We start from the raw sequence: 18,470 nt of genomic DNA, 5'->3' as shown, positions 1-18,470 counted from the left end.
GGACCGGGCCGCCAGCGGCCGGCGACCGCGACCCCCCCTACCGAGTCCGGCTTACCGGTCGAACGGGCTGTCGATACCCTCGGCCAGCGGCATGTCGAAGTAGTCCAGCTCGTCGACCTCACTGATCGAGCCGTCGGCGATCCGCTCGAACGTCGCCATGAATCCCGCGACGGTGATCTTGACCGTCGTGCCGATGGCCTTGTGGCCGCGCTCGTCGCTCTGGTGAGACACCTCGTACAGCATCCCCGCAGCGTCCGTCTGCGGACACAGCGCGTCGAGGTACGACCCCCACAGCGGGCCGTACCCGTACCGGGTGAGCGTGTTGAATTTGCCCTTCCCGAACTCCTGGGCGCGCTCGTTGACGAGCTGGTTGAGCCGCAGCGAGCGCGTCTGCGCGTCCTCCGAGAGGTACGGGTTCCCCCGGCCGACGTAGCCGGCGTAGTCGACGCCGTCGAGCCCGACGTACCTCGGGCCGAACGGCGCCATCACGCTCATGATCGACTGCCACTGCGGTCCGTTGCCCGTGTCGGGGGACTCGGGATCCGCGGTCGCCCCCTGATGATGGTGCGTGATCGCCCAGTCAGGGTCGGCCTCGAGGAACGACTCGGTCACCGCCCGGTTCTCCGGGTTGAGGTTGAGCCCGACGGCGAACAGTTCGTCGTACGGATTCTCGCCGTCGTCGACGGTGGGGTCGCGAACGTCGAACGGGACGTCCTCGACGGGGACGTTGAGGTAGCCGAACTGTGGGTAGTCTTCGAGAACGTCCCACCACTCCTCGTCTTCGTCGCCCGGCTCGAAGTCGGGGAAGATGCTGAATCCGCGGTTCAGGTCGTACCCCGGCACGTCGCCGGAGTAGTACGCGTTCGCGTTGATGTACCGGGAGTCACCCTCCTCCCACGTGTTCGTGTTATACCGGCGCTGCCGGAGCTCGCCGTCGGTGCCGAGTCCGTCGTCGCCGACGAAGTTGGCGCCGTCGGGGTTGACCCGCGGGACGATCGTGATCGTCAGATTGTCGAGGATCTTCTCGACCCGCCGGGAGCCGCCCGTCGCCAGTCGATTGAGGATCTTCACGACGGCCTCGGCGCCGGAGGGCTCGTCGCCGTGGATCTGGTTGATGAGATGGAGGCTCTCGTCCCCGTCGCCTATCGTGACCTCCCAGATCGGATCTTCGCGACCGGCAGAGGACCCGATCCGTTCCAGTTCCACGCGGTCGCTCCGCCGGTCGATCTGTTTCAGGCGTTCGCCGAGCTGCTCGTTGTCCAGGTACGCCTCGTAGTTGACCGCGCGCTCGTTCGGCGCCCACGGGCCGCCTGGCCGGTAGTCGCGTCCGCCCGACTGTGCGCTCACCGTCGATCCGAACCCCGCGAGACCGACCGCGGCGATACCGCTCTGGAGGAAACGTCGCCTGTGCATATCGGTGGCACCCGACCCGGATTATTTAATTTATCATATAAATATTTTTCTGTATTAATGTTGGGTGAGAATCATTTAACGATCATCGGATCCGGATCCGCTCTTTCAGCCGACGCACGCCCCGGCTCGCTTTCCGACCGAGGGAGGTCGCCGCGAACGCGCCGCGCACGAACCACTCGGTCGGGATCCGGTCGGGGAAGCCGAGCGGGCCGACGCGGGAGACGCCGACCGTCCGCGACTCGGCGTACCGCCGGATCCCCTCCGGGCCGTGGCGGCGGCCGAGCCCCGAGTCGCCGAACCCGCCCATCGGGGCGTCGACCGCGCCCCACGTCGCGAGGAAGCCGTCGTTGACGTTGACGGTGCCGCAGTCGATCTCGCGGGCGACCGCCGCGCCGCGCTCGCGGTCGGCGGTCCACACGCTCGCGTTGAGCCCGTACGGCGAGTCGTTGGCGGCGGCGACCGCGGCGGCCGCGTCCGGGACCGGCGTCACGACGGCGACCGGCCCGAACGTCTCCTCGCACGCGACCGTCGCGTCCGGGTCGACGCCCGTCAGGACGGTCGGCTCGTAGCAGTACGGCGCCACGTCCGGCCGGTGGGTCCCGCCCGTTTCGACGGTCGCGCCCGCGTCCCGGGCCGATTCCACGTGGTCCCGGACGCGGTCGAGCTGGTCGGCGTCGATCAGCGATCCGAGGTCGGCGTCGTAGTCGTAGCCGGTGCCGAGCGTGAGCGCCTCGGTCTCCCGGACGAAGGCGGCGAGGAACGGCTCGTAGGCCGACTCCTCGACGTAGAGCCGCTCGGCGGAGAGACAGAGCTGGCCGGCGTTCGAGAAGCAGGCGTCGACCGCGCCGCGGGCCGCCTCGTCGACGTCGGCGTCGCCGAGCACGACGAGGGGATTGTTGCCGCCGAGCTCCAGCGAGCAGTCGATCAGGTTCCGGCCCGCGCGCTCGGCGACGAGCCGGCCGGTCTCGGTGCTCCCGGTGAACGCCACGTAGTCGACCGCGTCGATCAGCGCGGGCCCGACCGTCGGCCCCTCGCCCGTGACGACTTGGAAGAGGTCGTCGGGGAGCCCGGCGGCCTCCAGCAGCTCCGCGAGGGCGAGCGCCCCGTACGGCGTCTTCTCGTCGGGCTTGCAGACGACCGCGTTGCCCGCAGCGAGCGCCGGGAGCGCGTCCGCCATCGACAGCGTCAGCGGGTAGTTCCACGGCGAGATCACGCCGACGACGCCGATCGGGTCGTACGTGACCGTCGCGGTCGTGAGCCCGGGGGCGACTCCGCGGCGGCGCTCGTCGGCGAGCGCGGCCGGCGCCTCGTCCGCGAGGTAGGTGCAGCCGGTCGGCACGTCGAACAGCTCCTCGACCGCGGTCCGACGGGACTTCCCGGTCTCCAGCTGGAGGAGGTCGAGGAGCTCCTCGCGGTGGTCCAACACGAGGTCGCCGAACCGGTCGATGACGGCGGCGCGCTCCGTCGCGGGCGTCTGCGCCCACTGGGCCTGCGCCGCCCGCGCGCGCTCGACCGCGGCGGCGACGTCGGCGCCGTCGCAGGCCGGAACCGAGCCGATACGCTCGGTCGTCGCCGGGGCGAACACGTCGATGGGGGCGCCGTCGGCGGACGCGTCGCTCCCACCGGACGGGTCGCTCGCGCCGGGCGAATCCGTCGAGGCGGGCGAGGACGCTGGCGCCGAGCGACGCACGCGCTCCGCGAGGTCGTTGAGCCGTCGCGTCGAGAGGCGCGGCGCGTCCGCGAGCGCGACGGGCGTGGCCGTCTGGGACGGCGGGTCCGTCGGAGACATCGGTTGTCCGAGGGAGGGTCGGGAGCGGGAAAGCCGTGCCGGTGAATCGGCCGCCGACCGGTCCGGTCGTCCCCGTCTCCGGTCACTCCGCCGAGTCGATCGCCGGCTCGGCAGGGATCGCCGTCCCCTCGTGTTCGGAGAGCATCTCGATGATCTCCAGCAGGAGCGACACGACGAGCGGCCCGACGATGATCCCGACCGCCCCGACGGTGAGGATGCCCCCGACGAAGCCGACGAGGTAGAGGCCGGGGGATATCTTCCCCGTCCAGTCGGCGAGCTGCGTCCGGATCACCGCGTCCGGGACGAAGGAGACGACGCCGAGGCCGAAGACGACCACGAGGACCGCCCGCGTCGTCTCGCCGAGCAGGAGGTCGCCCGCGCCGAGCGCGACGACGAGCACGCTGGGTCCGACGACGGGGACGAACTGGAGGACGCCCGCGATGACGGCCAACAGGGCCGGTGACTCGTATCCGAGGATCGAGAACAGGGCGAACGCGAGCACGAAGGTCGCGGCGGCCGTGGCCGCCTGGAGGATGTAGATGGAGTACAGGGTCGTGCGCGTTCGATCGTGCAGTCGCGTCGGGATGTCGCGGTACTCCGGGGGGACGACCTTGAAGACGGCGGTGCCGACCGCGTCCGGCCGGAGGAGGAGCCCGTACACGAGGATCGTGAACACGATGAGCTCGAGCGCGATTCGCGGCGCCGCGGCGGTGAGCGCGAGCGCGAGGTCCCGGAGGGCGATCCGGACGGCCGACACCACCGGCGCCACCTCGATCGGGAACCGGAGGCCGAGCGCTTCCACGACGAGGACGTCGGGGATCTGTCCGAGGAGGTCGATCAGCCGCGACCGCTGCCGGTAGAGGACGTACAGCAGCGGAATCACGAGGAGCGCGGCGGCGAGGAAGGAGACGACGGTGGACGCGGCGCTGGCGACTCGCCGCGACAGTCCGCGGCCGACGAGCCGCTGCCGAAGCGGATAGAGGACGTACGCGAAGGTGACCGCGAAGACGACGGTTCGGAGCACCTCGGCCAACACGAACGCCGCTATCGCGGCCGTCGCGACGAGCAGCGCGCCGAGGACCCGGGAGCGAGAGAGTATCATGCCGTCACGTCTCGACGGCGGATGAAAGTCGTTCCGACGGCCGAACTGGCCGTCCGAGCTGTCCCCGCCCGAACGGTCCGGGACCCGCGTCGCCGTCAGGGACCGTAGCACCTAACCTCGCGCCACTCCCACGTCCGGTATGCGCATCGACCCGTTCGGCCTCGAACGCTGGTTCGCGGAGTACGAGCACGAGGCCGACATCATGTTGGCCGAGAGCGGGATCCGCTCGCTCGACGCGAGCCGGTTCGATCTGGACCCCGGTCGGCTCGACTACGTCATCCCGACGAACGGCGACCCCGAGTTCCGCGCGTCGGTCGGCGACCGCTACGGCCGAAGCGCCGACGAGGTGCTGTTCACCTGCGGGACGCAGGAGGCGAACTTCCTCGCGTTCCTCTCGCTGCTCGGCGACGAGGCCGGCGTGGGCGGCGAGGGATCGAACGACGACTGGGCGGACGACGCCGCCGCGATCGGCTCCGGCACCCACGCGGTCGTCGTCACGCCCACGTACCAGGCGCTCCACGCCGTTCCGGACGCGTTCGGCGACGTGACCCGCGTCGAGCTGGAGCCGCCGGAGTGGGAGCTCGACCCGGACGCGGTCGCCGACGCGGCCCGCGACGACACCGCCGTGATCGTCGTGAACAACCCGAACAACCCAACCGGCCGGTACCACGACGAGGCGGCGATGCGGGCGGTCTACGACGTCGCCGTCGAGCGCGACGCGTACCTGCTCTGCGACGAGGTGTACCGGCTGCTCGCCGACGAGCCGCGACCGCCGGTCGCGAGCTTCGGCTCCCACGGGATCTCGACGACGAGCCTCACGAAGGCGTACGGGCTCGCCGGGCTCCGGTTCGGCTGGATCGCCGGCCCGGAGGCGGTCGTCGAGCGCGCGTGGCGGTGGAAGGATTACACCACCATCTCGCCGTCGCTGTTCGGCCAGTACGTCGCGCGGCAGGCGCTCGGCCGGCGCGAGCCGCGGATCTTAGAGGAGAACCGCGAGCTGGCGGCGACGAACCGAGCGATCGTCGCCGACTGGCTGGACCGCCACGACCTCGACTGGTACGATCCCGTGGGCGTCAACGGGTTCGTCACCGTTCCCGACCGCTTCGACGACGCCGAGTCGTTCTGCCGGACCGTCGTCGAGACGGAGAGCGTCGTGCTCGCCCCCGGCGACCTGTTCGGCTTCCCGGACCGCTTCCGGATCGGGTTCGGCCTGCCGACCGAGGAGTTGGAGGAGGGGCTGGAGCGCGTGAGCCGCGTGATCGAGGGCGCCGGGGAGGCCGCGAGCGAAGGCGGCGACGACGCGGAGGGAGGTGCCTGAGATGGGCTTTTTCAGCGAGCTCAAAGAGGACGTCGTCGGCTTCGTCCGCGACCCGACCGACGAGCAGAAGGCGCTGTTCGTCGCCTTCGTCGCCATGGCGATCGCCGACCGCGCGCTCTGGTGGATCGACTTTCCGTTCGTCGTGCGGACGACCGCGGCGGTCGGGGTCGGCTTCATCGGGCTGTTCGTCGCCAGCTACCTCATCACCGGGCGGTTCGTCCCGCCGGACGGGAACGCGGACGACGAGGACGAGCCCGAGGAGTACGTCGACGAGATGGATCCGTAACCCGGAGTCCACGGTCGGGTTCGGTACCGGTCCCTCCGGCGGCGCGGACGGCCGCCGGCACGCCGACGCGGGCGGAGACCCGAACGCCGGCGTCGACGCCGTTCCAAACCGTTTATACCCGCGCCGGAAAAAGTAGCGCGCATGCCGCGAGAGCAGAAGCAGGTTCGCGAACTCCAGGAGGGCAGCTACGTGATGATGGACAGTTCGCCCTGTAAGATCAACCACTACAGCACAGCCAAGCCCGGCAAACACGGGAGCGCCAAGGCGCGCGTCGAGGGCAAGGGCGTCTTCGACGACAAGAAGCGCTCGCTCTCCCAGCCGGTCGACGCGAAGGTCTGGGTCCCGATAATCCAGCGGAAGCAGGGCCAGGTCGTCTCCGTCTCCGGGAACGACGCGCAGGTCATGGACCTCGACACCTACGAGACGTTCACGATGCGCATCCCCGAGGGCGAGGAGTTCACCTCGGACGACAACATCGAGTACCTCGAGTACGAGGGCCAGCGCAAAGTCGTCGGGTAGTCGAGGCATGTTCCCCGGAGCGACGACCGTCCGCGAGGCTGCTTCCTACGTGGTCGTCGGCGCTCCCCTCGACGCCACGACCACTTTTCAGCCGGGCACCCGGTTCGGACCGGACCGGATCCGGCGATTCGCCGAGACGTACGACGACTACGACCGCAGGACGGACAGTCGCTTCTCCGCGCTCGCTGTCCACGACGCCGGCGACGTCCGTCCGTGGGACGACGTCGAGGCGTACCTCGATCACCTCGCCGCCGAGCTCCGGAGCGTCGTCCTCGACGGCGCCGTCCCCCTCCTCGTCGGCGGCGAGCACACCGTCACCTACGCCGGCGTCGAGGCGGTCGACCCCGACGTCCTCGTCGTCTGCGACGCGCACCTCGACCTCAGGGACGCGTACGACGGCAACCCGTGGAGCCACGCCTGCGTGACGCGCCGTTGTCTCGACGACCTCGGCGTCGACCGGGCGGTGATCGTCGGCGCGCGCACCGGCTCCGAGGGGGAGTGGGACCGCGCCGCCGAGGCCGACGTCGAGGTCGTCCCGCCGGAGGAGGCGCGCGACTGGCTGGACGGGCTCTCCGGAGACGGCGACGAGGCTGGCGACGGCCTCTTCCGGGGCGAGTCGGTGTACTGCTCGGTCGACGTCGACGGGCTCGACCCCGGCTTCGCGCCGGGGACGGGGACGATGGAGCCGTTCGGGCTCGCCCCGCGCGAGGCCCGCGACCTCGTGCGGGCGGTCGCGGCCCGCGCCGACGGCTTCGACGTCGTCGAGGTGAACGACCGCGACGACGGGCAGGCCGCGGCGGTCGCCGGCAAGCTCCTTCGGGAGTTCGTGCGGACTCACGCGGCGACACGAGACGACTGACTCGCTCTCGAAGCCGACCGTTACGACAGCTCCGAGAGCCGCCGCCGCGCCGCGCTGACGGCCTCCATCGCGTCGATCCACTCGCGCGGGTCCGTACACCAGATGCGGTCGCCCTCGACGCTGACACAGAACACGGAGTCGGAGGAGGGCGAGAGGGTTACCCCGTCGACGTCGGACCGGTCCCCCAGGTAGGCGTCGATCAGGCGTCGGGCCGTCTCCGCCTCCGGCTGGAGGCGACTCCCGACCGCGTACTCGATGGCTATCTCTGCCATGTCCGGCCCTACGAACTACATGATTAATAACTACTGTTTTCTGGCAGCGCTTGCGACGTCCTCGGGCGGGGGTTCGTCGCGCGCCGGCGGTCACCGCCGGGTCGCGGTCGCGGCGACGCGACCGACTCAGCGCCCGTCGTACACGACATCGCCGTCGACGACCGTCATCGCGACGCCGACGTCGCGGATCGCGCCCGGGTTCTCCCACGGCGACGCGTCGAGCGCGACGAGGTCGGCGCGCTTGCCGACCGCGACCGTGCCGAGCCGGTCCTCGTCGAAGCCCGCGTACGCCGCCCCGCGGGTGTACGCGCGCAGCGCCTCGGTCACCGTCAGCCGCTGCGTCTCCGCGGGGGCGTTGACCGCGTGGTGGACGCCGAGGAGGGGGTCCATCGGCATCCCGTCGGAGCCGAACGCGAGGCGCACGTCCGCGTCGAGCATGTCGCGGTAGCGGTTCGTCCCGGCGGTTCGCTCCGGCCCGAGCCGCGCCTCGTAGAGCCCGCCCTCGCCCGCCCACTTGAGGAAGTTCGGCTGGACGCTGGCGACGACGCCCGACTCGGCGAGCCGTTCGATCGCCGCGTCGTCGGCGAGTTCGACGTGTTCGACGCGGTGTCGCGCCGCCTCCGGGTCGGTGTGCGACGCGTCCTCGTACGCGTCGAGGACCGCGTCGACCGCCTCGTCGCCGATGGCGTGGGCGGTGAACTGGTAGCCGGCCGCGGTCGCCTCCGCGACCGTCGCCGCCAGCTCCTCGGGGTCGACGACCCACTGGCCGGTCTCGTCGGGGGCGTCCGCGTACGGCTCGGAGAGCCGGGCGGTCCGCCCCCCGAAGCTCCCGTCCGTGTACGACTTGATCGCGCCCGTTTCGACCGTCTCGCTCCCGTCGTTCGTCCCGAGACCGACCTCGCGGAGCGCGTCGAGGTGGTCGCTCCAGTAGTTGATCCGGACGCGCGCGGTCAGCTCTCCGGCCGCGTCGAGCTCGCGGTAGGCCCGCGGCGCGTGGGAGTTGCGCACCATGTCGTGAAAGCCCGTGATCCCCTTCGCGGCGCAGTCGGCGAGCGCGGCCGCGACGATTTCCCGCGTTTCGGCCGGGCCGGGCTCGACCGCCTCGTAGATCGGGTCGATCGCGCTCTCCAGCAGGACCCCGGTCGGCTCGCCGTCCGCGTCGGTCGGCACCGTCTCGTCGGGGACCGCGTCGAGCGCGTCGGCGAACCGGTCGAGGGCTATCCCGTTGACCGCGGCGACGTGCATGTCCTCGCGGAAGGCCGCGACGGGTCGCTCCGTGGAGACGCGGTCGAGGTCAGCGCGCGTCAGGTAGCGGTCCGCCTCCCACGTCGACTCGTCGTAGCCGTAGCCGAGGACCCACTCGTCGCCGCCGCGCTCTCCGTCGGTGTTCTCGGCGGCGCGTTCCGCGTGCGCCACCTCCTCCGCCCGCTCCGCCAGCAGGTCGACCGCCCGGTCCGGGGAGTCGGCCGCCGAGAGGTCCGCGTGCACGAGGTAGCGGCCGACCGTCGTCAGGTGGGTATGCGCGTCGACGAAGCCGGGGAGGAGGACCCGCCCACCGAGGTCGACGACGTCGGTGTCGACCCCTTCGAGGAACTCGACCTCCCGGGTGCTTCCGATCCTGACGATCGCTCCGTCCCGGACCGCGACCGCCTCGCGTGTCTCGTCGGGCGCCGCGAGCGTGTGGACCTCCCCGTTCACGAACAGTCGATCCGCGGCGGCTGTCATGGCCGACTCCGGGGCTGGCAGCGTGTTAACCGTTCGGGAAACGGCGACCGATTTATTCGGTGACGCCGCGAATCGCTGCGTATGTACGACCGCATCCTGCTCCCCACGGACGGCAGCGAGGGCGTCGACCGCGCGATCGACCACGCCGTCGACGCCGCCGACCGATACGGCGCGACCCTCCACGTGCTGTACGTCGTCGACAGCGACGTGATCAACGCCTACTCCGGCGACGAGTTCGTCGACGGCGCCGAGGGGGCCGAGGAGACGTTAGAGGAGCGCGGCCGCGAGGCGCTCGACGCGGTGGCGGCTCACGCCGCCGACGCCGGCGTCGACGTCGTCACCGACCTGGTGTACGGCGTCCCCCACGAGGAGATCCTCCGGTACGTCGACCGGGAGGACATCGACCTGACGGTGATGGGGTCGAAGACGCGCTCCGGCGACTACCGGCGGATGCTCGGCTCCGTCACCGAGCGCGTCTCGCGCCGGTCGACCGCGCCGGTCAGCATCGTGAAGACGACCGTTGCGGAGTGAGGTCGACGGCCGCAGGAGCGACCGCGATCAGACCGCGCTCAGCGACCGGACGAAGGGGACCCCCACGGCGTCGGTGACGCCGGCGAACGGGAGCACCGCGAGCACGAGCACCGCCGACGCCCACGCGACGAACCCGATGACCCCCGCGTGGAGCCAGGAGACGCCGTAGCGCCGCCGGATCAGCCACACCCACGCGACGAGCGGCATGAACTCCCCGATCAGCGGGATCCACGAGAGGAACAGCGCCGCGAGCGCCCAGACGATCGCGCCGAACAGCGCCGTGAACACGGCGTGCCCGTAGTCGCGCGTCCCCGTGACGACCGCGGCGGCGACGAAGATCGCCAGTCCGCCGACGAGCAGCCCGACGACGAAGGTGACGGCGGAACCGATGAGCGACATGCCCCACCTCTCTCGTCGAGGCACTTGGGGTCGTCGCCGCGGCCGCGCGGCCGGACCGGCTGCAGCCGCTCGCGCACGTCGCCCGCGATTCAGAGCCGCTCGCGCACGTCGCTCGCGACCGCCGACAGCGCCGCCTCCGCGACGGCGACGCGGTCCGAGAGGCTGCAGAACCCGTGGGCCATCGCCGGGTAGTGGCGGTGCTCGATGGGCGTCCCCTCCTCGCCGAACCGCTCCGCGAGCGCGACGCCGTCGTCCCGGAGCGGGTCGAAGCCGGCGGTGACGACCGTCGCGGGCGGGAGCCCGCCGAGGTCCGCCGCGCGGAGCGGCACCGCGAAGGGGTTGCGCGCGTCGACCGGGCTCCGGAGGTACCGGTCGTAGAACCACCGCATGTCCGCGCGGGTGAGCAGGGGGCCGTCGGCGTTCTCGCGGTACGACTCGGTTCCGAAGTCGTCGCCCGCGATCGGGTAGAGGAGGAACTGCCCGGCGATCTCGACGGGGACGTCCCTCAGGTCCCGGTCGTACAGACACGCCGCGAGCGCGAGCGTCGCCCCCGCGCTGGTGCCGGAGACGCCCAGTCGGTCCGGGTCGCCGCCGAACGCGGCCGCGTTGTCGGCGACCCACTCCACGGCCGCGGCCGCCTCGTCGACGGCGGCGGGGAAGGGGTGTTCTGGCGCGAGGCTGTAGTCGACCGAGACGACGACGGCGTCGGTTCGCGTCGCCAGCTCGCGGCAGGGGCCGTCGATGGAGTCGAGGGTGCCGAGCGTCCAGCCGCCGCCGTGGAAGTGGACGAGGGTGCGGGCGCCCGCGGCGTCGCCATCGTCGCCATCGTCGCCGTCATCGCCGGGGCCGCCGCGGGAGCCCGCCGCGTCGATCGCCGCCTCGGGCCGGTACACCCGAACCGGCACCTCGCCGTGGGGGCCGTCGAACGCGAGGTCCCGGACGTCGGCGACGGGGGGATCCGGATCGCCGGAGAACACCTCGTCCTCGACGCGTCTCGCCGCGTCGACGGAGAGCTCGTGCCACTCGGGGAGCCCGAGCGCCTCGATCTCGTCGACGACGGCGGCGAGTTCGGGGTCGAGTTCGTCCGCGCGCATGCCGGCGAGAGGCGGTGCCCCTTTGTAAGTCGGTCGGCAACGTCCGTCGATGAACGTCCGGCTGACCTACGAGGAGGGGACGATCCGGGTCGACGCCGGGGGGTCGGCGGCCGACGCGGACGAGCGGGCCGACGGCGATCCCCTCGGGTCGCTCCCGCCGCTCCCGGGCGTCGAGGTCGACCCCCGCTCGGGGACCGGTCGGGCCCCGGCCTACCGCTACGCCGCGATCCGGCGGGCCCTGGAGGTCGCCGGCGTGAGCGTCGAGGACCGCGTGCTGGACGCAAGCGATCGCGCCGCGCGCGAGGCCGGGCTCCCGGACGCGCTGGCGACCGACTACGACCTGCGTGAGTACCAGCGCGAGGCCCTCGACGCGTGGCGCGACGCGGGCGACCGCGGCGTGCTCGAGCTCCCGACCGGCGCCGGCAAGACAGTGATCGCGATCCGCGCGATGGTCGAACTCGGGGTTCCGACGCTCGTCGTCGTCCCCACGGTCGACCTGCTCGACCAGTGGCAGCGGGAGCTAGAGCGCGAGTTCGACGTCCCGATCGGCCGGTTCGGCGGCGGCGAGCAGCGCCGGGAGGCGATCACGGTGTCGACGTACGACTCGGCGTACCTGAAGGCCGACGGCGTCGGCGACGCCTTCGAGTTCGTCGTCTTCGACGAGGTCCACCACCTCGGCGGCGAGGGGTACCGCGACGTCGCGCGCCTGCTCGCGGCGCCCGCGCGGCTCGGGCTGACGGCGACGTTCGAGCGCCCGGACGGCGCCCACGAGACGGTCGCGGAGCTGATCGGCGACCGCGCCTACGCGCTCGACGTCGACGACCTCGCGGGCGACCACCTCGCGCCGTACGACATCCGCCGGATCGAGGTGGAGCTGACGCCCGCGGAGCGCGAGCGCTACGACGAGAGGCAGGGCACCTTCGTCGAGTACGTCCGCGACGCGGGGATCACCTTCACCAGCGGGAGCGACTACCGGGAACTCGTGAAACGCTCCGGCAACGACCCGGCCGCTCGCGAGGCCCTCCTCGCGAAGCAGGACGCCCGCGAGATCATGATGAACGCGGACCGGAAGGTGGACCGCCTCGAATCCGTCCTCGACCGCCACCGCGACGACCGCGTGATCGTCTTCACCGCCCACACCGACCTCGTCTACCGGCTCTCCGAGCGGTTCCTCCTCCCCGCGATCACCGCGGAGACGGGCGCGAAGGAGCGCCGCGAGATATTGGAGCGGTTCCGCGACGGCACCTACGGCCGGGTCGTGGCCGCGAACGTCCTCGACGAGGGGGTCGACGTGCCGGACGCGAACGTGGCGGTCGTCCTCTCCGGCTCCGGGAGCGAGCGGGAGTTCACCCAGCGGCTCGGCCGGGTGTTGCGGCCCAAAGAGGACGGCGGGCGGGCGATACTCTACGAGGTCGTCAGCGCGGAGACGGCCGAGGAGCGAGTGGCGAGCCGGCGGCGGTAGGAGGCGGCGAGGGCGGGGTCACGCTTCGTCTCGGCGCCGTCGCCGGACCGCCCGGAGCCCGAACAACACGTACAGCGCGCCGACGAGCCGGAGGACGCGATCGAACCCCGCGTTCCACTCGATCGCGTCCGGATCGCCGTAGACGAATCGCGATGCGATCTCGCGGTACAATCGCGGGAACGCGAGCAGGAGGGAACCGAAGGCGCCGGTGACGTACATCGTCCACGCGTAGGCGCGACCGCCGGTCAGAGCGATCGCGACGACGAACACGCCTTCGGCCCGAATCGTCAGGCGGAGCCCCGACCGCGGTTCGAGCTCGTCCGGGTTCGCGACCGCGACGCGTTCGAAGAAGTCGACGATCCGGTCCGGGACCACTGCGGTGAGTCCGCCGAGGACGCCGACGATCGCTCGGATCATGGTTGCTGATACGCAGGCGGAGCAGTTAGTCGCGTCTGCGATTCTCCGCTCGTGAGAGCGGCCGGTTCAGTCGCCGTCAACGTCGAGCGAGCGCTTCTCGCCGAGCTCCTCCTCTAGGCTCCCGCGCTCCCAGCTCCGGACGGCGTCGCCCTCGACCTCGGCGCGGAGCTTCTCCTCCAAGAGGTTCACGGCGACGCTGTTGGCGCCCTCGGGGATGATCACGTCGGCGTGTTTCTTCGACGGCTCGATGAACTGCTCGTGCATCGGCTTCACCGTCGAGAGGTACTGGTCGATGACGCCCTCCAGGTCGCGGCCGCGCTCGATGACGTCCCGGCGGATCCGGCGCAGGATGCGGACGTCGGCGTCGGTCTCGACGAACAGCCGGAGGTCCATCATGTCGTTTATCTCCTCGTCGTACAGCGCCAAGATCCCCTCGAGCACGATGACGTCGGTGGGCTCCACCTCGACGCGCTCTTCCTTCCGGTTGTGGATCTCGAAGTCGTACTGCGGCATCTGGACGGACTGGCCCTCCAACAGGGCTTCGAGATGCTCGCGGAGGAGTTCCCACTCGAACGCCGAGGGGTGGTCGTAGTTGACCGACTGCCGCTCCTCGAAGTCCAAGTGGGAGAGGTCCTCGTAGTAGTTGTCCAGCGGGATGCGGGTGACGCTGTCGCCGAGGTCGCGGGTGACGAGCCGGGAGACGGTCGTCTTCCCCGCGCCGGTCCCCCCCGCGATCCCGATCACGAACGAGGGAATGGTCATGTGCCCGCTCGAACGCCGGAGGGTTTGAACCCTCCTTTTCGGCCCGCGGCGACGAGTCGATCGGTGCGTCGACGATCGATCGCGTCGCAACGCGGAGACGGTACGTCGCAGGGGGCGTCGAGCACGACGGAGTGTGAGCACGACGGAAAGCGAGCACGACGGAACCGTCGTTTTCCGTACCGATCGGGCTCCTACGTTCGGAACCCGTATAACGATATCGGGGGCAGCTTTTAGCCGTTCGCGTCGGATCCTCGCTCCATGCGAACAGACACCACGGTTCGTGACGTGATGCACCGCGAGTTCCTCGGCGTGAGCGAGTCCGACGGCCTGGCCGACGCGGCGGGGCTGATGGTCGAGGAGGAGACCGACTGTCTCGTCGTCGTTCGCGGCGGCGAGCCCGTGGGGCGGCTCGGCTGTCGGGACGCGCTCGGCGCGCTCCTCGACGCCGACGACGGGAGCGACGGCGACGGCCCCACGGTCGGATCGGTGATGGGGCCGCCCCTCCCGACGGTGACGCCGGACGACTCGCTCGCGGCCGTCGAGGAGCGCCTCGTCGCGGAGGGCGTCGACCGCGTCGTGGCGGTCGAGGCCGGCGAGGCGGTCGGCGTCGTCACCGCCGGCGACGCGCTCGCCGCGGGGGCGCCGCGGACCGGCGACGGCGCCCGCGAGGCCGCCGTCGGCGACGAGACGCTCCGCGGAACGCGGCGCGGCGACGAGGGGATGCTCGGCTCGGACGGCGGCGTCGCTCCGGCGAGCGAGGCCGCCACGACGGACGCGTCGGAGTCGCCGACGCAGGGCGTCTGCGAGAGCTGCGGGGCGCTCGTCCCCGACCTGGTGACCGCCAACGGGCAGGCCGTCTGTCCGGAGTGTCGCGAGGTGTGAGCCGCGCGGCCGTCTCTCCTCCCGCCCTCCCGGCCGGTGGTCACGGCCGCTCCCTCGCCGCGTCGGTACCCTCATGCCGCGCCGCGCCGAACGGGCGGTCGAATGTCCGACGACGAGCGGTCGACGGTCGCGCCGGCGACGGTCGACGACGTCGACGACGTCACGGACCTGTGGGTCGCGCTGGCGGAGGACCAGCGGAGCCACGGCTCGACGCTGCTCGCCGAGTCGAACCGCGCCGCGGTGCGCGAGTGGGTCGCCCGCTCGGTCGTCACCGGGGAGCTACTCGTCGCTCGCGACGGCGATAGCGGCGGAGACCCGATCGGCTTCGTCGGCTTCTCGCTCGACCGCGAGGGGTACGAGCGCGATCGCGTCCGCGGCACGGTGAGCAACCTGTTCGTCGTTCCCGAGCGCCGCGGCGAGGGGGTCGGCGCCGACCTCCTCGACGCCGCCGAGCGCGCCCTCGCGGCCGAGGGCGCCGAGACTGTCGCGCTGGAGGCGCTCGCCGACAACGACCGGGCCCGCGCGTTTTACGCCACCCACGGCTACGACGTCCACCGCGTCGAGCTGACGAAGTCGCTGGCGGAGCGGGCGGGCGACGGGACCGGCGGCGACGAGTCCGACGACGGCGAGCCGGCGAGCGGAACCGAGTGACTGCGGGCAGGCGTCACGCTCGCCGAAAGCGACACGCACTCATACGAGGCCCGAGTACGCCAGCCTGCGCCAGGGGAGCATGGGCGGTTCATGCACTCGACTTGTAATCGAGACTTCCGGGGTTCAAATCCCTGCCCTGGCTTCGCACCGTTCGTTCTGATCCGTGTCGACGCCTCCGGGATCCGCTTATGTACGCTCCGAACGGATCCGCGGTATGGACCGGACCGACACCGCGCTGCTCGGCGTCGCCGGGGTCGTCGCCGCCCTCGTCCTCGCGATCGTCTTCGCCGCGGGCGCCCTGTTCGGCCTCGACGAGTCAGTGACGCGGCCGATCCGGCTGCTCGCCGTCGAGCCGTTCGCGTGGATCGTCGTCGCGGCGCTGCTCGTCGCGGTCGTCGGCCACGCGTACATCGACGGGTGAGGGCGCGGTCCGGCGGCGTCCCGAGCCGAGCGCGCCGTCGCCCGCCTCAGCGCACGACCGTCACGGGGACCGGCGAGTGCTGGAAGACGGACTTCGCCACGTTGCCGACGAGGAGCCGATCGGCCAGCGACCCGCCGTGCGTCCCGATCACGACCACGTCGAACTCGTCGGCGCGCTCGACGATCCGGCGGGCCGGCGACCCGACCTCCGCCAGCGTGTCCAGCTCGACCCCGTACTCCTCGGCGATGTCGTGGGCCCGTTCGAACACGTCCTCGCAGAGCTCTCGGACCCGCTCCTCGCTGTCGTCCGCGAGAGCGATCCCCGTCGCCGCCCCCATCATCCGAGAGGGCTCCCCGACGACGTGTAACACCGTCACGTCGGCGTCCCGGTGCACGTCGAGCGCGTAGCGCAGCGCTCGCTCGGAGAGCTCTGAGTCGTCCATCGGCACCAGCACGCGTTCGACCATGGCGCCCGTACACGAGCCACGGGGATAAACGCTCGCGCGCTCGGACGTTCGACGCCGATGTCGGCGACCGGTCTCACTCCCCGGCGTCGACCTCGCGGATCGCTCGGAGCAAGGCGTCGAGCGCGGCGTCGACCGCGCCGCGTTTCACGGCGGCGCGGTCCCCGTCGAGGACGACGCGCTCGCTCCGGACGAACGACGCCTCGGTCCCCCACGGCGCGGCGTACGCGACGCCGACGTAGACGAGGCCGACGGGCTTCTCCGCGCTGCCGCCGCCCGGGCCGGCGATCCCGGTGGTCGCGACCGCCCACGTCGTGCCCGCGCGGTCGCGCGCCCCGGCCGCCATCTCCTCCGCGACGGCCGCGCTCACCGCTCCCTCGGCGTCGAGCGACTCGCGGGAGACGCCGAGCAGCTCCCGCTTCGCGTCGTAGGCGTAGGTGACGAATCCCCGGTCGAAGTAGGCGCTCGCGCCGGGCACGTCGGTCACGCGCGAGCCGACCAGCCCGCCGGTCAGCGACTCCGCGACCGCGAGCGTCTCGTCGCGGTCGGTCAGCAGCTCGCCGAGCGCCTCCGCGGCCGACTCCGTCTCGTCCATGCCCGCACTGAGACCCGCACGCCCGTGGGGTTTACGCTCGGCCGGGCGCAAGTGCCCCCATGACGGACTGGGACGAGCGGTTCGCGTCCGGCGAGTACCCCCGAGAGCCGGAGCCGTCGCCCGTGCTGCGCTCGTACGAACCTTCGATCCCCGACGGGCGCGCGCTCGACGTCGCCGCGGGCACCGGCCGGAACGCGGTGTTTCTGGCGGAGGCCGGCTACGCGGTCGACGCGCTCGACGCCTCGCGCGAGGGGCTGAAGATCGTCGGCGAGCGCGCCGCGGAGCGCGGGATCGGCGACCGGATCGAGCCGATCCGCGGCGACGTCTCGACGTACGGCTTCCCGAGCGAGGCGTACGAGCTGATCGCGATGAGCTTCTTCCACACGCTCGACCGCTTCGCCGACCTCGCGGAGGCGCTCGTCCCCGGCGGCTACCTGTTCGTCGAGGGGCACCTCCGGTCGGACTCCTCTACCCCGTCCGGCCCGAGCGACGATCGGTACCGGTTCGCGGCCAACGAGCTCCTCCGGGCGGGCCTCGGGCTGACGGTGTTGTACTACGACGAAACGACCGAGGAGCGCCCCGACGACCGGCGGCGCGCGACGGCCCGCCTCCTCGCCCGCCGGTCGACCGGTGGGCGGCAGTCGTATCCGGCGCGACCCGGCGGGGACGCGATCGATGAGTGAGAACGCATCGCACGGAGACTCGCTCCGCGCGCTCGTCGCCGAGGCCGTTGACGGCGACCTCTCGGGGATGGAGAGCCGAGTCGCCGTCGTCGAGCGCGGCGAGGACCCCGGACCCGCCGCGCGGCTCTCCGCGCTCGTCGCCGGCGGCGGCCCCCTCGTCGGCGTGATCCCCCGAGTCGACCAGTCGCTCGCACGACGGGTCGCGGACGGGATCGAGGGGGAAGCGCGGCTCGTCTTCACCGGGAGCGCGGGCGACTGGTTCGACGGTCCCGCGGGCGCCGCGGTCCGATCGGCTCTCGCCGGACACGGCGTGGAGGCGTACCGCCACGAGGGGGACTCCCCGATCGGCGTTCTCCTCGTCGGCGACCGCGCCGTCGCGGGCCTGTTCGACGAGCGGGGGCTCGCCGCGCTGCTGTGGTCCGACGCGCCGCCGGTCCGGGAGTGGGCGGCCGCGACCTGTCGCCGGTTCCTCGCGGCCGCCGAGCCGGTGTGACGGGCGGCGCCGCGCCGCGTCGAACGCGAGCGCCCGCGGCGCATCGCTTTTGCCCGCGCCCGACGAATCGACGGCCATGAAAGCCGCGCTGCTGTTGGTCGTCGGCCTCGTCGGACTGGTGCAGACGCTCGCCCCGCGCCCGGTCGTGCGGGCGTGGACCCGCGTCGTCTACCGCGACGCGGGCGACGCGGAGCCCCGCGAGTGGGCTTACGTCGCCGCGCGAGCCGAGGGAGCGGTGCTCGCGCTCGTCTCGCTCGTCGGGCTGTACCGCGTCGCGACCGAGTCTGACGACGCCGAGGAGCCCTCGGCGACGGACGACGGATCGGCGGCGTAG

Annotated in this window: 23 protein-coding genes and 1 tRNA gene; 13 read left to right on the top strand and 11 right to left on the bottom strand. The window is 71.9% G+C overall.

The genetic code is table 11. The features are described from left to right. Positions 1–51: 51 nt before the first annotated feature. The 3 genes from B4V04_RS17950 to B4V04_RS17940 all read right to left on the bottom strand — a co-directional run bounded on the left by B4V04_RS17950 (position 52) and on the right by B4V04_RS17940 (position 4,304). The gene (locus B4V04_RS17950) at positions 52–1,413 is read right to left on the bottom strand and encodes a M14 family zinc carboxypeptidase (protein ID WP_498233018.1); all 1,362 of its coding nucleotides are present in this window, start codon (positions 1,411–1,413) and stop codon (positions 52–54) included. An 82-nt stretch (positions 1,414–1,495) separates the two neighbouring features. Further along, entirely contained in the window at positions 1,496–3,202 is a 1,707-nt protein-coding gene (locus B4V04_RS17945) for a succinic semialdehyde dehydrogenase (protein WP_498233017.1), read from the bottom strand. A gap of 82 nt (positions 3,203–3,284) precedes the next feature. After that, positions 3,285–4,304: an AI-2E family transporter gene (locus tag B4V04_RS17940; protein ID WP_498233016.1), complete on the bottom strand. Its 1,020-nt coding sequence runs from the start codon at positions 4,302–4,304 to the stop codon at positions 3,285–3,287. Between the two features lie 139 nt (positions 4,305–4,443). Here B4V04_RS17940 and B4V04_RS17935 point away from each other — a divergent pair, with 139 nt between their 5' ends. From B4V04_RS17935 to speB, 4 genes are all read left to right on the top strand, one after another. Then, positions 4,444–5,622, top strand: a complete 1,179-nt coding sequence (locus B4V04_RS17935) for an aminotransferase class I/II-fold pyridoxal phosphate-dependent enzyme (protein WP_498233015.1) — start codon at positions 4,444–4,446, stop codon at positions 5,620–5,622. Position 5,623: 1 nt separating this feature from the next. Then, positions 5,624–5,908, top strand: a complete 285-nt coding sequence (locus tag B4V04_RS17930) for a hypothetical protein (RefSeq protein WP_144796470.1) — start codon at positions 5,624–5,626, stop codon at positions 5,906–5,908. A gap of 141 nt (positions 5,909–6,049) precedes the next feature. After that, positions 6,050–6,427, top strand: a complete 378-nt coding sequence (locus B4V04_RS17925) for a translation initiation factor IF-5A (RefSeq protein ID WP_498233014.1) — start codon at positions 6,050–6,052, stop codon at positions 6,425–6,427. Between the two features lie 7 nt (positions 6,428–6,434). Next, complete coding sequence (gene speB, locus B4V04_RS17920) at positions 6,435–7,286, top strand: agmatinase (protein ID WP_498233013.1); 852 nt, start codon at positions 6,435–6,437, stop codon at positions 7,284–7,286. A gap of 20 nt (positions 7,287–7,306) precedes the next feature. On the opposite strand, the gene B4V04_RS17915 is transcribed toward speB, so the two are convergent. Both B4V04_RS17915 and B4V04_RS17910 read right to left on the bottom strand, forming a co-directional pair. Beyond that, positions 7,307–7,558 (bottom strand): SelT/SelW/SelH family protein, encoded by a 252-nt coding sequence (locus tag B4V04_RS17915; RefSeq protein WP_498233012.1) that lies wholly within the window; start codon positions 7,556–7,558, stop codon positions 7,307–7,309. A gap of 126 nt (positions 7,559–7,684) precedes the next feature. Beyond that, entirely contained in the window at positions 7,685–9,283 is a 1,599-nt protein-coding gene (locus B4V04_RS17910; protein ID WP_498233011.1) for an amidohydrolase, read from the bottom strand. A gap of 81 nt (positions 9,284–9,364) precedes the next feature. Between B4V04_RS17910 and B4V04_RS17905 the strand changes: the two genes are divergently transcribed. Beyond that, positions 9,365–9,814 carry a universal stress protein gene (locus tag B4V04_RS17905; protein WP_144796460.1) on the top strand — a complete coding sequence of 150 codons (450 nt, stop codon included), beginning with the start codon at positions 9,365–9,367 and terminating at the stop codon, positions 9,812–9,814. A 27-nt stretch (positions 9,815–9,841) separates the two neighbouring features. Here B4V04_RS17905 and B4V04_RS17900 read toward each other — a convergent pair whose 3' ends face one another. Beyond that, the gene (locus B4V04_RS17900) at positions 9,842–10,213 is read right to left on the bottom strand and encodes a hypothetical protein (protein ID WP_498233010.1); all 372 of its coding nucleotides are present in this window, start codon (positions 10,211–10,213) and stop codon (positions 9,842–9,844) included. An 89-nt stretch (positions 10,214–10,302) separates the two neighbouring features. Next, positions 10,303–11,307, bottom strand: a complete 1,005-nt coding sequence (locus B4V04_RS17895; protein WP_498233009.1) for an alpha/beta hydrolase — start codon at positions 11,305–11,307, stop codon at positions 10,303–10,305. Between the two features lie 49 nt (positions 11,308–11,356). On the opposite strand from B4V04_RS17895, the gene B4V04_RS17890 reads away from it, so the two are divergent. Next, positions 11,357–12,769, top strand: a complete 1,413-nt coding sequence (locus B4V04_RS17890) for a DEAD/DEAH box helicase family protein (protein ID WP_498233008.1) — start codon at positions 11,357–11,359, stop codon at positions 12,767–12,769. Between the two features lie 18 nt (positions 12,770–12,787). On the opposite strand, the gene B4V04_RS17885 is transcribed toward B4V04_RS17890, so the two are convergent. Together B4V04_RS17885 and udk are read right to left on the bottom strand one after the other, a co-directional pair. After that, a complete protein-coding gene (locus B4V04_RS17885) occupies positions 12,788–13,186 on the bottom strand; it encodes a hypothetical protein (protein WP_498233007.1) in 399 nt (132 codons plus the stop codon). Positions 13,187–13,252: 66 nt separating this feature from the next. Continuing rightward, entirely contained in the window at positions 13,253–13,948 is a 696-nt protein-coding gene (udk, locus tag B4V04_RS17880) for a uridine kinase (protein ID WP_498233006.1), read from the bottom strand. A 258-nt stretch (positions 13,949–14,206) separates the two neighbouring features. Here udk and B4V04_RS17875 point away from each other — a divergent pair, with 258 nt between their 5' ends. The 4 genes from B4V04_RS17875 to B4V04_RS17860 all read left to right on the top strand — a co-directional run bounded on the left by B4V04_RS17875 (position 14,207) and on the right by B4V04_RS17860 (position 15,902). Then, positions 14,207–14,830 (top strand): CBS domain-containing protein, encoded by a 624-nt coding sequence (locus B4V04_RS17875; RefSeq protein WP_498233005.1) that lies wholly within the window; start codon positions 14,207–14,209, stop codon positions 14,828–14,830. A gap of 102 nt (positions 14,831–14,932) precedes the next feature. Next, positions 14,933–15,481 (top strand): GNAT family N-acetyltransferase, encoded by a 549-nt coding sequence (locus tag B4V04_RS17870; protein ID WP_498233004.1) that lies wholly within the window; start codon positions 14,933–14,935, stop codon positions 15,479–15,481. A 68-nt stretch (positions 15,482–15,549) separates the two neighbouring features. After that, positions 15,550–15,623: transfer RNA gene (locus tag B4V04_RS17865), tRNA-Thr, on the top strand. Positions 15,624–15,695: 72 nt separating this feature from the next. Continuing rightward, positions 15,696–15,902, top strand: a complete 207-nt coding sequence (locus B4V04_RS17860) for a hypothetical protein (protein ID WP_498233003.1) — start codon at positions 15,696–15,698, stop codon at positions 15,900–15,902. Positions 15,903–15,948: 46 nt separating this feature from the next. On the opposite strand, the gene B4V04_RS17855 is transcribed toward B4V04_RS17860, so the two are convergent. Next, positions 15,949–16,368, bottom strand: coding sequence for a universal stress protein (locus B4V04_RS17855; protein WP_144796421.1), 420 nt, complete (start codon positions 16,366–16,368; stop codon positions 15,949–15,951). Between the two features lie 73 nt (positions 16,369–16,441). Then, positions 16,442–16,960 carry a CinA family protein gene (locus tag B4V04_RS17850; RefSeq protein ID WP_498233002.1) on the bottom strand — a complete coding sequence of 173 codons (519 nt, stop codon included), beginning with the start codon at positions 16,958–16,960 and terminating at the stop codon, positions 16,442–16,444. Positions 16,961–17,019: 59 nt separating this feature from the next. Between B4V04_RS17850 and B4V04_RS17845 the strand changes: the two genes are divergently transcribed. From B4V04_RS17845 to B4V04_RS17835, 3 genes are all read left to right on the top strand, one after another. Further along, positions 17,020–17,643 carry a class I SAM-dependent methyltransferase gene (locus B4V04_RS17845; RefSeq protein WP_498233001.1) on the top strand — a complete coding sequence of 208 codons (624 nt, stop codon included), beginning with the start codon at positions 17,020–17,022 and terminating at the stop codon, positions 17,641–17,643. After that, positions 17,636–18,136 carry a transcriptional regulator FilR1 domain-containing protein gene (locus tag B4V04_RS17840; protein WP_498233000.1) on the top strand — a complete coding sequence of 167 codons (501 nt, stop codon included), beginning with the start codon at positions 17,636–17,638 and terminating at the stop codon, positions 18,134–18,136. Before B4V04_RS17845 ends, B4V04_RS17840 begins: the two co-directional genes overlap by 8 nt. Positions 18,137–18,212: 76 nt before the next feature. Further along, a complete protein-coding gene (locus B4V04_RS17835; protein WP_498232999.1) occupies positions 18,213–18,470 on the top strand; it encodes a DUF6199 family natural product biosynthesis protein in 258 nt (85 codons plus the stop codon).

The sequence above is a fragment of the Halorubrum sp. B52 genome (assembly GCF_059752555.1).
The sequence above is the reverse complement of the archived record's forward strand: the minus strand, read 5'-3'. Positions and strand labels throughout refer to the sequence as shown.